Consider the following 15,117-nt stretch of genomic DNA (forward strand, 5'->3'; position numbering starts at 1 on the left):
AAATCAGTAGACTGTGATTGGTATGTTATATTCACTTGCTCGCCCGATGTTGTTTAGTTTAGCACCAGAGCGTGCCCATGAATTAACATTATCTATGCTTGATAAAGCACATAAGTTAGGCCTACTACGTCAAAGCGTAGAATCAAAACCAACAACCTGTATGGGAATTGAATTTCCAAATCCGGTAGGTTTGGCGGCTGGACTTGATAAGAATGGTGCACATATTGATTCTTTAGCCGGACTGGGTTTCGGTTTTATTGAAATTGGAACAATTACACCTCGACCTCAGTCGGGTAATCCACAACCGCGATTGTTCCGTATTCCTGAAGCTAAAGCCATTATTAACCGCATGGGTTTTAATAATGATGGTGTTGATAAGCTTGTTGAGAACGTTAAAGCTTCAAAATTTAAAGGAATTCTAGGCATTAACATTGGTAAGAATGCAGATACGCCTGTAGAAAAGGCTGTTGATGATTACCTGATTTGTCTTGAGAAAGTTTATAACTACGCTTCTTATGTTACTGTTAATATCTCATCTCCAAATACTAAGAACTTAAGAAGTTTACAAAGTGGCGATGCATTAACTGAATTATTGCAAACATTAAAAGAAAGACAACTTGAGCTTGCCGAGCAATATAACCATTATGTTCCTTTAGTTTTAAAAGTTGCACCTGATTTAACAGTTGAAGATGTTGAGTTTATTGCAGCACAATTATTGCAATTTAAGATTGATGGTTTAATCGTTACCAATACGACTTTATCTAGAGATGGTGTAGAAAACCTTCCTAATGGTAACGAATCGGGTGGATTATCAGGTGCGCCTGTTTTTGAAAAAAGTACCGAATGCTTACGTTTGTTTGCCCAAACGTTAAAAGGACAAATCCCGTTGATTGGCGTGGGTGGAATTTTGTCGGGTGAACAAGCAGCAGTCAAACAGCAAGCTGGAGCAACATTAGTACAAATCTATAGCGGATTGATTTACACCGGTCCTATATTAGTAAAACAATGTGTTGCAGCCATGACTTAAGTGAATATGAACACAATTGATATCATTATTCTGATACTTTTGCTCATTGGGGGGCTAAACGGTTTGCGACAAGGATTTATCAAAGCCTTTGCGAACTTGGTAGGATGGATCATTGCATTAATTATGGGTGCAAAATATGCTGTCCTTCTTGCGCCGTCCATGTCTGGTTTGAGTCATGATCCGGTTGTTCAAAAAATTGCAGCTTTTGCATTTATAGCACTGATGATCATTGTTTTAACATGGATCGTCACTGCATTTTTAAATGGCCTCTTGAAAAGTCTGAAATTGGGGCCATTAAATCGTTTAGCAGGTGGTGCTTTTGGTTCCTTAAAGGGCTTGTTGGTTGTGTTGATTACAATGCAAGGCGTTGGGCCTTGGGTTGAAAGTTCACCAAATTGGAAACAGTCCGTACTTATACAATTTTTACTGCCTTATGCACCTTTAGCAACTGAATTGTCTAAAGATGCTGCAAGTGAGGCATTTCATCAAATAACATCTGGAGGTAGTGCATCAAGCACCCCTTCAAAAACAATGGACGAATCGGAAGAGTTAGAAAACCGATCCGACCATTCGACAAAGAATCCTTTTTATTAATTCCTAGCTTGTCTGCGAGGTTGCTATGTGTGGAGTTGTTGGTATAGCCGGTAAATCGCCAGTGAACCAAATGTTGTTTGATGCTTTAACGATGTTGCAACATCGTGGGCAAGATGCAGCTGGAATAGTAACCTGCCATGAAGGCCGTCTTTTCCTTCGTAAGGATAACGGTATGGTGCGTGATGTTTTTCATACTCGTCATATGAGAGCATTACTTGGTAATTATGGTATTGGCCATGTACGTTACCCAACTGCTGGTTCTGCTAGCAGTGCTGAAGCACAACCATTTTATGTGAACTCACCTTACGGTATTACGCTTGCACATAATGGTAACTTAACCAATGCCGAAGATATTCATGATGACCTGTTTAAAACAGATTTACGTCATATGAATACCGACTCTGACTCAGAAGTTCTTTTGAACGTATTCGCGCATGAGTTGCAAAAGAACGGTACTTTGAATCCTACACCAGATGATATTTTTCACACCGTTTCTCGTGTACACGAGCGCTGTCTAGGTGCATATGGCGTAGTGGCAATGATTACTGGTCATGGTTTGGTTGGTTTCCGTGATCCAAACGGTATTCGCCCACTGATTTATGGTTCACGTATGACTGAAAAAGGCGAGATGGAATACATCATCGCTTCTGAATCAGTTGCTATTACAGCACTTGGTTTCAAAATTGAGCGTGATATTGAACCGGGTGAAGCAATTTTCATCAATTCAGATGGTGAATTGTTCTCAAGACAATGTGCAGCTAATCCAAAATACCGTCCATGTATTTTTGAATATGTTTATTTTGCACGTCCTGATGCCATTATTGACGGAATTTCAGTTTATAAAGCTCGTTTAAAAATGGGTGAAAAACTTGCCCATAAAATTTTACGTGACTGGGGTGAGGACCATGATATTGATGTGGTTATTCCAATTCCGGATACGAGTCGTACTTCAGCATTAGAGCTAGCAAATATTCTAGGTGTGAAGTTCCGTGAAGGTTTTATGAAAAACCGTTATATCGGTCGTACCTTCATTATGCCAGGTCAGCAACAACGAAAAAAATCAGTACGCCAGAAATTAAACCCTGTAGAACTTGAGTTTAAAGGTAAGAATGTTTTACTGGTTGATGACTCAATTGTACGCGGTACAACCTGTAACGAAATTATCCAGATGGCACGTGATTCTGGTGCAAAAAAAGTATACTTTGCGTCAGCAGCACCAAAAGTGATGTATCCAAACGTTTATGGTATTGATATGCCTGCTAAAGCTGAGCTTATTGCTTCAGAACGCAGTGTAGAAGAAATCCAAGAAATTATTGGGGCTGATCGTTTAGTTTTCCAAGAATTGGAAGACTTGAAAAATGCTGTACGTACTAGCAAGGTACCTGATCTAACTGAGTTTGATTGCTCTGTGTTTGATGGCGTTTATGTAACAGGCGATATTGATGGTGCTTATCTAAATAATTTGGAGCAGAAGCGTAATGATTCTGCTAAAAAGAAAAAAGATGGCTACATTGATGTGAATGTTGACGCTGCTTCTGTAGATTTAACAGGTATTAAAGAAGAATAGAAATAGCTGAAAAAAGCGGGTGTTTCCCGCTTTTTTCTTTTATGATGAAAACTAACAATGTAATTGGGAATATTTACATTGAAAGAAGTAAGCCACTATCTAATCGAAAATAAGAATATGGCATGGTCCATCACTATGTGTTTGGTTGCTGTGCTGCTTACTATTTTTATCTTAAATTTAATTTTAGGTTTACTCGTCCATTTTTTTGATTATAGTCAGCCCATCTGGTGGCACACCTTAAGTCCTTATTTCGTCGCGCTATTGCTTTTTATTATGGTTTGGTCGGTAGTTACTGAACTTTATATCTTGCGTAAAGGTGGACATTCTTTAGCAAAACAATTGAAAGCGCGTCGTTTAGTAAAAGAAGAAAGTACACCCGAAGAGCTTGAAGCGTTAAAAATTACTGAATATTTGGCGCAAAATTTTTCACTTAAAGTTCCAACCTTATATGTTTTACCTGATGAAGTAGGCGTAAATGCGCTTACGGCAGGTTTTCACCCTAAAGATATTGTGATTATTTTGACATGGGGAGCTTTGCAAAATCTGGATAAACTTGAACTATATGGTTTGTTGGGTCATGAGTTTAATCAGATTTTATCAGGTGAAGCTGTTGAGAATACTAAATTAAAGATTTTATATAGTGGATTAACGACATTTAGTCAGTGGGGCAGTAAATTAGCAAAACAAGGCTTTAAACGCTACAGCCCAGGTTATAAACATAAATTTGAAACTGTATTTGTTGCAGTGGGTGGTGTCATTTGGCTAGCTGGAAGCTTAGGTGTACTAATTACCCGATTCATTAAATATTTAACTTTGAGTGGACGCACATTTCGTAATGATCAAAAAACGGTACGATTATTAAAAAATAGTGCTAATACTCAGACTTTGTTGCGTATTTATGTTCACCATTCTGGCTCACAAATCCATAGTGCCTATTCTGAATCAATCGCGCATATGTGTTTTGCTAACTCACTGAGTCCGCAAAGTTGGATGAATATTCACCCAAGTATTCGTGAACGTATTTATGAGTTAAATCCGACTTTGCTACAAGATTTACAATTAGAAAATTTAAAAAAGCTTCGCAATCGTCCGTTATTTAGTTTATTTCATTTTTTAGAAGAGTCTGAAAAAGAAATTTATGTTCCATGGTCATCTCCACAGCCTTTGCCTTTATTAAGGTTGTCACCCATTAGTTTTGCATTAAATGATGCCATTAAGCCTCTTAGTAGTGATGTACGTCGTAATAAAAAGCGTCCTGAGCTCATTCAGCGTGCACTACAAACTGCTACGGGTTCACGTGAGGTAATGGTTGCTATTTTGATGATTCGCCAATATCGAGAATTCATCCCTAAAGATGCACCAGTTAGCCATGCCATTATTGATGCCTTATTAAATCTTGATGGGCGTATCCATATTCAGATATTTCATGATGCTTGTAAAAACATTGGGCATATGCCGGCAAGTATTGCGCGGCAATTTCTAACAAAACTAGCGCTTATTATTCAAGAAGATGGCGAGATTGGTCTGCTAGATGCACTTTTGCTGGAGCGGGTTAAATATGAATTGAATTTAATGCCGTTACATTTGCCAACAGCATTTGAAGAAGTAAAACCTCAAATTGTTCGTTTAATTGATGCCTTGCTTCATGTCCAGCAAATTAATAGTCCAAATCAGTTAGAAGTACGTGAACGTATTTTACGTTCGTTGCTTAATCCCGATGAAATGTATGTCTATGATGAGATTTCAGATGAGCCTTTAGATTTGGCTGAAATTTTAAATGACATTGCAGGTTTATTATTGCGTGACCGTCTTAGTATTCTTGCGATTGCAGAAATGTGTTTGTGGAGTGATCGTATTATCACACAAGACGAACTAGATGTACTTGAATTGCTTTATTGGCGATTTGGCTTTGAGACAGAAGAAATTGTTGAGCAAATGCAAAAAAGAAATAGTGTTATGATTATTTAAAAGACATCTACGATTATAAAAACAGCTGAACGAAATAAAAAACTGAAAAAAAAACTCAAGCCCGTTAGAATGTAGCTTAAGCAGAGGTATTGATTCAAACATGATTGGGCAGCAAAGAAATATATTGGCGACTTTAGGAATTGATGTATGGATTCCTAAGACACAGGCGTGCCAAAAAAATAATGCTCAAAGCCTTTGGCGAGATCATGTTGTAGAAGAACCAGAACCGATTATATTGCCCTCTGTAGAGCCCATAGTTCTTGAGCAGCCTAAAAAGCCACAAATTAACGATATTCCAAAAGTTGAACCTGAAATTGTGGCGCCTGTTTCAATACAGGCTCAACCCGTTATAGAACCTCGTAATGAAGTGCAAGCACCTGTCATTAAGATTGCATCATTTGAGTTGCAGGCTTTTTCTCTTGAAAAATGTGTTATTTTTTTAGATGTTACAAATTTAACTGAAGAAGAAAAACAGCTTTGGAATAACATACAAAAAGCGAAAATAGGGCAGTATGCTGAACTAAAATGGCCTTTTCCTTTAGCTGTGTATCAAGATCAGCGGGGAGCTGGTTCATATATACAAGGCTTCTTGGATGCTGTTGCTGCAGATAAAAAGATCTTATGTCTTGGTGAGTGTTCTTATATTCAACATGCCAATATTATCCATTTGGCAAGTTTAAAAGAAATGCTGGAGAAACCACTCCTTAAAAAAAGGTTATGGAAATTAATGCAAGATAACAACGAGTAGTAGGGATTTACATGAAAAAAGTTGTAGTTTTTAGCCAAATTGATGAAGAAATTTTGTCTCGATTACAACAGGATTATCATGTTGTAGTTCTTAACCCAAAACTGGGTGATATTAATGAACAAATAAGACAGCACGTTGTCGATGCCGATGGGATGATTGGTGCGGGACGAGTACTGAATGAAAAGAACCTTGCGCCTGCCCAAAAACTAAAAATTATTTCATCTGTAACAGTGGGCTATGACAATTATGATGTGGCTTATTTAAACCAAAGAAAAATCTGGTTAGCAAATACACCTCATGTTTTAACTGAAACGACAGCTGATCTTGCTTTTACATTATTACTAAGTGCTGCTAGAAAAGTACCTTTTCTGGATCATTGGACTAAACAAGGTGAATGGAAAAGAACAGTAGGGCCTCAGCAGTTTGGTTTAGATGTTTTTGGAAAGACATTAGGTATTATTGGACTTGGTAATATTGGTGCTGCAATTGCACGTCGTGGTTTTTATGGATTTAACATGAATATTGTTTACCATAATCGTCGTGAAAAGCCTGAATTGGCTGAGCCATTAAATGCAGAATATCTTGGTCTGGATCAATTGCTACAGCAGTCTGATTTTGTAGTAACTGCAGTTGATTTAAATAATGAATCGAAAGCCTTAATGGGCAAAGCGCAGTTTGAGCTTATGCAAAAGCACGCTATTTTTATTAATATTGCCCGTGGTTCAGTAGTTGATGAGCAAGCTTTAATTGAAGCTTTACAGCAAAATCAGATCTTTGCTGCTGGCTTAGATGTGTATGAAAAAGAACCTTTACAAGATTCGGGACTTTTTAAATTACCGAATGTAGTGACTTTGCCTCATGTGGGATCGGCTACTGCTGAAACCCGTAAAAAAATGGCAAATCTTGCCTATAGAAATTTGGTTGAAGCTTTAGAAGATAAAACACCTAGATATTTGGTAAACCAAAACTTTATATAAGTGATTAATAACACTTCATTGCAAAACTAGTCGATTTCGAGTGATATAGTAAAAGTCTATTGATTGAAAACCAATTTTTGTGGTTTACATCAATAGGCTTTTTTTATGGTTTAATTTTAATAGAGAAAAACTTTTGAGATTTTTGCCAGTTATTTTAAGTGCGACTTTTATAGCAAATGCTTCGTATGCACAGTCTTTCGACCCACAGCCATCTGCGAATCAGGTGGAAATTCCGAATATTGGAAGTGGAATAGGTTTGCTTGATCAACAAAAAGAAAAATTTATTGGTGAAAAAGTTTTCCGTGAAGTTCATAAACAAATGCCTGTTATCCAAGATATCTGGCTCGAAGATCAATTTTTTCAAGTATTTTCAAGTATTTTGAGTGAGACTCAACTGGGTCAGCCTATTGGTCTAGTTGTTATTAAAGATCCACAAATCAATGCATTTGCTGTTCCGGGTGGCCTATTCGCGCTCAATACAGGACTTATTGCTTCAGCTCGCAATATTGACGAAATTGCTGGGGTAATGGCGCATGAAATTGCACACGTATCCCAAAGACATTTTAGTCGTTCAGAGGAAGCCTTTAAGGGTCAAACGTTATTAAGTTTAGCTGGGCTTTTAGCAGGTGTTGCCATAGCTGCACAGGGTGGTGGAGATGCGGGAGCAGCAGTGATGTTGGGAACACAGGCTGCACTAATGGATAGCCAGTTAACATATAGTCGAAATCAGGAGCGTGAAGCGGACCGTATTGGCATGCAATATATGTATGCAGCGGGTTATAACCCTCAAAGTATGGCCGACTATTTTGAGACAATGCATCGCGCGACTAGTCGGGTAAGTTTTTTACCAGATTTCTGGCTGACCCATCCATTAACGACTGAGCGCATGAGTGAAGCTCGTCTTCGTGCGAACCAGATGCCTAAAGTCAAAAATCGCATATATGATGCTGATTTTGAAATTTTAAAATGGTACACAATGGTAGTTTCAAATCAGGCTACCGAAAACCAACTACAGAGTTTAGCCTCACAAAAAAATCTTGCGGGTCTTATTGCTTTAGCAGCTTTTTATGTAAAACAAGGTGATTATACGCAGGCGCAATCTACTTTAGATCAAGTCAAATCTAGTGGAAAACCTCTTGTTACACTCTTGCAGACTGATATTTATCTGGGGCAAAACAAGTTGGATCAAGCTTATACTTCAATTGCTTCTACACAGATGACTATGCCTGAAAATAGGGCTTTTAGTTATAAGTTGGCTGAAGTGTTGCTACGCCAAGGTAAATTTGCACAGGTTCAAACTCTTGTTCAACGTTTTATCAATAAAAACCCAAGAGATATCCAAGGTTGGCAATTTTTGCAGCAGGCTGCTAATTTGGACAAGACAGGACCATTGAGAGCAGTCAATGTTTTACGCTATCGAGCAGAAGCTGAATATTGGTCGGGGAGTGAAGAGAATGCGATTAAATCGATGTTGCATGCGCAACGATTAGCAAAAGAGAATCAAGCAATGTCGGCTAGAATAGACAGTAGATTGAAACAAATGCAAGATGAGCGAAGAATGAAAATTTGAAAATATATCTTTCAAAAACTTCAAATATATAAACACGCCCAAACTAAAAGGAACTTTGGTTTGAGGGAATATAGAATTTAAAAGAAGAGATTAAGCTAATTTAGCTTTAATTTTTGCTGAAACTACAGAAGGATCGGCACGCCCGGCTATGATCGGACGTAGAGAATTCATCACCTTACCCATATCTTTCATGCTAGTTGCTTCTTGAGCAGAAATCGTTTGCTCAATGAGAGAATCAAGCTCTTCCTCAGTCATAGCTTCTGGTAGAAACTGAGATAAAATCTCAGCTTCGGCTTGTTCTTTACTAGCTAAATCATCACGACCAGCACCTTCAAAGGCTTTGATCGATTCTTTACGTTGTTTAATTTGCTTTTCAATGACCGCAAGAACCTGAGCGTCGCCAAGCTCTATGCGCTCATCGACTTCGATTTGCTTAATTGCTGCTTGTAGACTACGCAAAACCGTCACTGTTGCCATATCTTTGGCACGCATAGAAGTTTTTAATGCATCAGTAATTTGGTTTTTTAAAGTAGTCATAATTCAGCAGTCAATCACAAATTAATTAGTAAAGGCGAGTAGTACGTACAGATTCGCGAGCCAATTTCTTTTGGTAGCGTTTAACTGCAGCAGCTTTTTTGCGCTTACGTTCTTGAGTTGGTTTTTCGTAGAATTCACGTTTACGAACGTCAGCTAAAACACCAGCTTTTTCGCATGAACGTTTGAAACGACGGATAGCTACGTCAACTGGTTCGCCTTCTTTCAACTTAACTTGTGGCATGTAAAATCCTCTAGATTATGGATAAGATCAAGCACACTATTGTGCCGGATCACAAGTGAAGGTCAGTATTTTACTCATTTACAACTCATATCACAAGTCTATAATAGCGATTGCAATATTTTGACTCATATAAAAGGCAGTTTTGATGATTGTTTTAGGCTTGGAAACTTCTTGTGATGAAACAGGGTTGGCACTTTATGATAGCGAACTCGGCTTGCGGGGACAGGTTCTTTATAGCCAAATTAAACTTCATGCCGAATATGGTGGAGTAGTACCTGAACTTGCTTCTCGAGACCATGTTCGAAAATTAATTCCTTTAATGAATCAATTGCTTGAGCAAAGTGGTGTAACAAAACAAGAGATTGATGCTGTTGCTTATACACGTGGTCCTGGGTTAATGGGAGCCTTAATGACAGGGGCTTTATTTGGAAGAACTTTAGCTTTTTCTTTAAATAAACCTGCCATTGGTGTTCACCATATGGAAGGGCATATGTTGGCGCCTTTACTCTCAAGTCAACCGCCTGAATTTCCATTTGTTGCTTTATTGGTTTCAGGTGGGCATACACAATTAATGGCAGCTCACGGTATTGGTCAATATGAACTTTTGGGTGAATCTATTGATGATGCAGCTGGCGAAGCCTTTGATAAAGTTGCAAAAATGATGAGTTTACCATACCCGGGTGGTCCTAATATTGCGAAATTGGCTTTAAGTGGTAATCCATTAGCGTTTGAATTTCCACGACCAATGCTTCACCAAGGTCTAGATTTTTCTTTTAGTGGTTTAAAAACAGCTGTTTCTGTGCAATTGAAAAAATTGAATGGTGAAAACAGAGATGCTGACATTGCTGCGTCATTCCAAGAAGCAATTGTAGATACCTTGGTAAAAAAATCAGTAAAAGCCTTAAAGCAAACTGGACTTAAGCGTCTAGTTATTGCAGGTGGAGTAAGCGCTAATTTACGATTACGTGAACAGTTGGAAACTTCATTGGCTAAAATTAAGGCACAAGTTTATTACGCAGAACCTGCTCTTTGTACTGATAATGGGGCAATGATTGCTTTTGCAGGTTATCAACGCTTAAAAGCAGGCCAACATGATGGTTTAGCTGTAACCACAACACCACGTTGGCCAATGACTGAGTTGTCTATTCCTGAGTAAAACTATTCATCTTCAAAGGCTTGTTGATTTTCAATATCTATATATTCGATATAACCACGGCCTTGAACTTCATTACCGAAATAATTACCGGTAAATATATAGCTACTTGCATATCCTCGCCCATGACCGTAGCGGAGTGGGCAGTCAATTTCTGCCTGAATATTTAAAATAATTTGTTTGGCTTCATTTCGAGCAATCCACGAAAAGAATTTAGGAAGTCGCATCTTTTGCCCAGTCGGTGAGATGTAATCATCAACTTGGTGAGAAATAATATCAAAACTGACATCTGTATAAACTTCTGCGGGTCGATCAAGATACCTAATATGCAAAGTATAAGCCGCTGTCTGACCTGCAATATCTGCTTTGGTAAGAAGAAGTTGAGTGGTCTCATTTAAATTAATAATTTGATAAGTAAAAAAATCAAGCGGCAGTTTATAGGCTTCAGGAATAAGTTTATTTGCGATGGAATGAGCTCCAACTGCTCGAGCATATTCATAAGTACAGAGTCCCTCACTTTCAATACGTTCTGCTTGGTAGGTTAAGAAACCTTTAAACTTTGCCAACAAACTAAAATGATCATAAATCGGTGTTTTTATAAACCACGAAACATGTGAGGTAACATCAATATCAAAGTCGAAATCAAGACCCTCGTAGTGTCCATTAATATGAATTTTTGGGAATTTTCCTTGAATTGAGATTTCTTGACCTAGTTCGATTAAGCTTCCGTCTTTATTAATTTTTGTATCTTCAGGAATGATATAAGCCTTAAGCAAAGCTTTCTCTACTGCGGCTGTACTTGAAAAGAAAGTCGCTGTTTTTCGAGGATTTCCATGAATTATGTCATCATGATCAAATGCAAGCGCACCAGGTGTGCCTAATAAAATCATAATATTTAAATAGCGATGCGGCTCTGGCAAAAGTGGGAAAAAGATGCCGTAATGAGTCCAGCTATAATATTTTTCATCGACTCTGGGCTGGATAATATGAGACTGAGAGAAAGGAAGAGTTGAGTATTTTTCTGCTTTATCTATAACACTTTGCGCGAACAATAAGCTTTGACCTAAAACTTTGCTGCCTATAGAAATTTTGGGCAATTGTTTTTTCATATATAAACCTAAATGAGGATAGGACTATCTTTGTTTAGGTTATGAAAAACAACTATCAAAACTAAGCGGTTTTCAGGCCAAAGCTAAGGCTTTGCGGGACATTTTATTTAATTGTTAGACAGCTCTTTTAAGCCATTTAAACCAATCCAGTGCTTAGAAAACTGATAAGCAGCACGTCCTGAACGTTGACCACGCATTTGACACCAACGCAAACTTTCAGCACGAACTTCATCATTAAAAGCCATGTTTGCTTTATGAATGTAATGCTCCACGATCTCTAAATATAAATTTTGGTCCATTGGGTAAAAAGATAACCACAAGCCAAAACGATCTGACAAAGAGATCTTTTCTTCAATCGCTTCTTGTGGGTGTAACTCAGTATATTGTGGTACATCGACCTTGGTTACAGGTGTGTTCTCATGCATGAACTCTGGTAACAAATGACGGCGGTTACTGGTTGCATAAATAATAAAATTACTTGAACCAGACTGCAATGAACCATCCAATACACTTTTTAAACTACGGTAATTTTCATCTTCAGCATTGAAAGCTAAGTCGTCACAATACACGATGTATTTTTCAGGTCGGTTTTGAATGAGTTTCTGAACTTTAGGTAAATCTGCTAAGTCATCACGCTCAATTTCAATTAAACGCAATCCTTGAGGGGTATACTCAGTCAATAAAGCACGCACAATAGATGACTTTCCTGTACCACGCGAGCCAGTTAAAAGCACATCATTTGCGGGTAGACCATTTAAAAACTGCAAAGTATTTTGAATGATTTTCTCTTTTTGACGTTCAATGCCTTTTAGGTCATCAAGATAAATATTTTTGGGTGTATAGATGGCTTTAAGTTGCTGATTTTCCCATCTAAAAGCAGGGGCATTAAAATCTGTTTCTTGTTTAGGTTCAGGTAAGACCTGCTGTAACTGATTTAATACAAGTGATAATGTTTGAACTAAATTATCTGGTAAATCAATGGTAGCCATGGTAAGTCAATCATGTTAAACAGTAATTTACTAGGATACTAACACCGAAATTAACAGGCTGACAAAAAAGTTATTGTCTATACAGTTTATCGGTTTTGCAATTGATTGAAATCTTCAGACCGCGCATAGTGTTGTTATGTCTATTCAGTAAAATCATCTGTGAAGATGAGGACGAAATATGTTTGAAAAAATACGCAGTGATATGAATCCGCATCAGGCCTACCGTATCAAAAAATTACAACGTCAGTTAGACATGGCTGAATCTTATGAAGAATGGAAGTCTTTTGCATTAAAACTAGATGAAGAAACAGGGGTGCAAGAGTGGAAATTTGATAATAGTTCGCCTTACTTTGATGCCGAACTCATTTCTTATAGATACACTTTACTGAAAAGATATCGTCAGCAACATCGAACGCTAGATCTTATTTATTTACTCAAAGAAGGTCTAACTTACGATATTGCAAATATTGGTCACCCTATGCTGTTTGCTGCAACACATGTGGGAACAAAAAAGTTAATTGAAGATTATATTGAAGAAGTTAGCCAAAGCTTGGCCTATATTGCTTCAAGTGAATGCATTACTTTCCAACGAAAAGAAAAAATTGAGTTTTTTGAAAATTGTGAAAAAGCATATGGACAACCAGCGCTTATGTTCTCAGGTGGAGCGACTTTAGGCCTTTTTCACACTGGGGTATGTAAAGCTTTAATTGAACAAGATTTAATGCCTAAAGTGTTGTCTGGCTCAAGTGCAGGGGCAATTATGACGGGTATGCTCGGAACTTCTGCCAGTGAAGATGTTCAAAATTTATTAAATGGAGAACAATTTTTTAGTGATGCTTTTCATTTTAGAAAACTTCGTGAACTCATTAAAGGAAATGGTGGAATTGCCGATGTGCACTATTTGAAAAAGTTTCTTGTTGAAAATCTGGGTGATCTTACGTTTGAAGAGGCTTTCAAAAAATCTGGTTTAAACATTAATGTGGCAGTTGCTCCCTATGATGCAACAGAAAACCCGCGAATCATGAATGCCATTATGACTCCTAATGTTTTAGTGTGGAGTGCTGTGTTGGCTTCATGTGCTGTACCTGTGTTATTTCCACCCGTGCGTTTAACCAGCAAACGTTATGACGGTGAACACACGCCTTACATGGCAAACACAAAATGGGTAGATGGCAGTGTAAGAAATGATTTCCCGCAAGAAAGAATGGCGCGGCTTTATAACTTGAATTACACCATTGCCAGTCAGGTGAACCCACATATTGTTCCATTTATGCAAAATGATGCAGACCGCTTTCGTAAAGATGTTTTAAGTTGGCCTGAACGGATTTTAAGACGTCAAGGTAAAGTGTTATCCATGGGACTTATGGACTTTACACGTCAAAGACTTGGTTCTATTTCTCCGATTAGACGATTACTTGATCATGGCTATGGGGTAATGGGGCAGCGTTATTATGGTGATGTGAATATCATTGCTAAATATGGCTTGAGTCACTATACCTATACTTTGCAAAACCCACGTCCACATTTGTTTAAACGCTTACAGCGAGAAGGGGAACGTGCGACTTGGCCAAAGATTTCTTCGATTGAGACCCATGCTCGTATTGGCAAGACGATTCAACATTGTTTAGAAGTTTTGCGTTTTGAAGAAAAGCAGCAACAGCCAGAGTCTTACTATGCTGAAGCATGATTTTGCTTCGCATATACAAAACTTAAAAAGTGTGACAAAACCTGCGAGTGCCGCTTTAGGGCGGTATCTATGGACATGCAGCATAGATAACAAAGACTATTGGTTAAAATATCATTTACCTGAAACAGATGTTCAAAGTGAGCAAGATTTCATTCATGAACAATTGTTTTACGAAGAAATTACTCATAATAAACCCGCGTGGCTTTTACCTCATAACTTAATCGAAATCGGTGCTATTCCTCAATTAAACCATTCTTTAGGTAGGGTTTTAGTTTTACCTAATACTGATTTGTGGTTTGGTTCATTGTCTCATGAAGCGGATTTAACTGATGTATATCATAAGATTTGGTCCGTACTAGATAAGCTCGCAGAACTCTATGAATTTGGTTGGATTCATGGAGATATTAAGAAAGAACATTTTCGGAAGTTTGAGCAAAATCCTTATTTAATTGATTTTGAGAAAGCCCGACTTATATCGAGCTCAGATTCAAGAATGGATGCTACACCACGATATATGGCTCCAGAGCTGTTTAGAGGGGAGTGTAAGGATGTACAAAGTGATTTATATGCATTTGGTATTGTTCTATATGAATGGTTAACTCAAACTCGCTTAGAAGCATGGAGTTACTATGAGTGGGCAGTATTGCATTGCCAAAATTTAACCATTCAATTACCCAAACAATTTATGATTTTTTATCCATTACTTTCGGGTTTATTGCAAAAAAAGCGGCAAAATCGATTCTCAAATGCTGCTGAAGCGATCAATTGCTTAAAAACAGTTTGAATCTGATAAAAATCATTGGTCTAGTTTCTGTATACAAATTACACGGTCAGTTTTTTTTAGAAAAAAAACACTTGTCACTGCAAGTTCTTATCGCTAATATACACAGCCATCGGGGGCGTGGCGAAATTGGTAGACGCACTGGATTTAGGTTCCAGCGCCGCAAGGT

At 37.9% G+C, this 15,117-nt stretch carries 14 protein-coding genes; 10 read left to right on the top strand and 4 right to left on the bottom strand.

The window, feature by feature from the left end; translation table 11 throughout:
• The first annotated feature begins 22 nt into the window (after nt 1–22).
• The 7 genes from ODQ17_RS04140 to ODQ17_RS04170 all read left to right on the top strand — a co-directional run bounded on the left by ODQ17_RS04140 (nt 23) and on the right by ODQ17_RS04170 (nt 8,451).
• Nucleotides 23–1,027 (top strand): quinone-dependent dihydroorotate dehydrogenase, encoded by a 1,005-nt coding sequence (locus tag ODQ17_RS04140; RefSeq protein WP_322901872.1) that lies wholly within the window; start codon nt 23–25, stop codon nt 1,025–1,027.
• A gap of 6 nt (nt 1,028–1,033) precedes the next feature.
• Nucleotides 1,034–1,621 carry a CvpA family protein gene (locus tag ODQ17_RS04145; protein WP_322902111.1) on the top strand — a complete coding sequence of 196 codons (588 nt, stop codon included), beginning with the start codon at nt 1,034–1,036 and terminating at the stop codon, nt 1,619–1,621.
• 25 nt (nt 1,622–1,646) lie between these two features.
• A complete protein-coding gene (gene purF / locus ODQ17_RS04150; protein ID WP_005306965.1) occupies nt 1,647–3,188 on the top strand; it encodes an amidophosphoribosyltransferase in 1,542 nt (513 codons plus the stop codon).
• Between the two features lie 78 nt (nt 3,189–3,266).
• Complete coding sequence (locus tag ODQ17_RS04155; RefSeq protein WP_005306963.1) at nt 3,267–5,156, top strand: M48 family metalloprotease; 1,890 nt, start codon at nt 3,267–3,269, stop codon at nt 5,154–5,156.
• Between the two features lie 100 nt (nt 5,157–5,256).
• Nucleotides 5,257–5,904, top strand: coding sequence for a hypothetical protein (locus ODQ17_RS04160; RefSeq protein WP_322901875.1), 648 nt, complete (start codon nt 5,257–5,259; stop codon nt 5,902–5,904).
• A gap of 11 nt (nt 5,905–5,915) precedes the next feature.
• A complete protein-coding gene (locus ODQ17_RS04165; protein WP_005306958.1) occupies nt 5,916–6,881 on the top strand; it encodes a 2-hydroxyacid dehydrogenase in 966 nt (321 codons plus the stop codon).
• Nucleotides 6,882–7,023: 142 nt separating this feature from the next.
• Nucleotides 7,024–8,451, top strand: coding sequence for a M48 family metalloprotease (locus ODQ17_RS04170; protein WP_322902113.1), 1,428 nt, complete (start codon nt 7,024–7,026; stop codon nt 8,449–8,451).
• Nucleotides 8,452–8,541: 90 nt separating this feature from the next.
• On the opposite strand, the gene ODQ17_RS04175 is transcribed toward ODQ17_RS04170, so the two are convergent.
• Nucleotides 8,542–8,988 (bottom strand): GatB/YqeY domain-containing protein, encoded by a 447-nt coding sequence (locus ODQ17_RS04175; RefSeq protein ID WP_004791284.1) that lies wholly within the window; start codon nt 8,986–8,988, stop codon nt 8,542–8,544.
• Between the two features lie 25 nt (nt 8,989–9,013).
• Complete coding sequence (gene rpsU, locus ODQ17_RS04180) at nt 9,014–9,229, bottom strand: 30S ribosomal protein S21 (RefSeq protein WP_001136722.1); 216 nt, start codon at nt 9,227–9,229, stop codon at nt 9,014–9,016.
• 145 nt (nt 9,230–9,374) lie between these two features.
• Between rpsU and tsaD the strand changes: the two genes are divergently transcribed.
• The gene (tsaD, locus tag ODQ17_RS04185; RefSeq protein WP_005306952.1) at nt 9,375–10,385 is read left to right on the top strand and encodes a tRNA (adenosine(37)-N6)-threonylcarbamoyltransferase complex transferase subunit TsaD; all 1,011 of its coding nucleotides are present in this window, start codon (nt 9,375–9,377) and stop codon (nt 10,383–10,385) included.
• A gap of 2 nt (nt 10,386–10,387) precedes the next feature.
• Here the strand turns inward: tsaD and ODQ17_RS04190 are convergent, their stop codons facing one another.
• Together ODQ17_RS04190 and ODQ17_RS04195 are read right to left on the bottom strand one after the other, a co-directional pair.
• Entirely contained in the window at nt 10,388–11,491 is a 1,104-nt protein-coding gene (locus ODQ17_RS04190) for a DUF6670 family protein (RefSeq protein WP_322901878.1), read from the bottom strand.
• Between the two features lie 107 nt (nt 11,492–11,598).
• Nucleotides 11,599–12,480: an ATP-binding protein gene (locus tag ODQ17_RS04195; protein WP_322901880.1), complete on the bottom strand. Its 882-nt coding sequence runs from the start codon at nt 12,478–12,480 to the stop codon at nt 11,599–11,601.
• A 178-nt stretch (nt 12,481–12,658) separates the two neighbouring features.
• Between ODQ17_RS04195 and ODQ17_RS04200 the strand changes: the two genes are divergently transcribed.
• On the top strand, nt 12,659–14,167 hold the full coding sequence (locus ODQ17_RS04200) for a DUF3336 domain-containing protein (protein ID WP_005306944.1): 1,509 nt from the start codon (nt 12,659–12,661) through the stop codon (nt 14,165–14,167).
• On the top strand, nt 14,154–14,951 hold the full coding sequence (locus ODQ17_RS04205; protein ID WP_322901882.1) for a protein kinase domain-containing protein: 798 nt from the start codon (nt 14,154–14,156) through the stop codon (nt 14,949–14,951). The genes ODQ17_RS04200 and ODQ17_RS04205 overlap by 14 nt, the downstream gene beginning before the upstream one ends.
• The last annotated feature ends 166 nt before the right edge of the window (nt 14,952–15,117 follow it).

Origin of the sequence: Acinetobacter sp. IRS14 (genome assembly GCF_034650275.1) — a bacterium.
In the GTDB taxonomy this organism is placed as follows: Bacteria; Pseudomonadota; Gammaproteobacteria; order Pseudomonadales; family Moraxellaceae; genus Acinetobacter; species Acinetobacter oleivorans.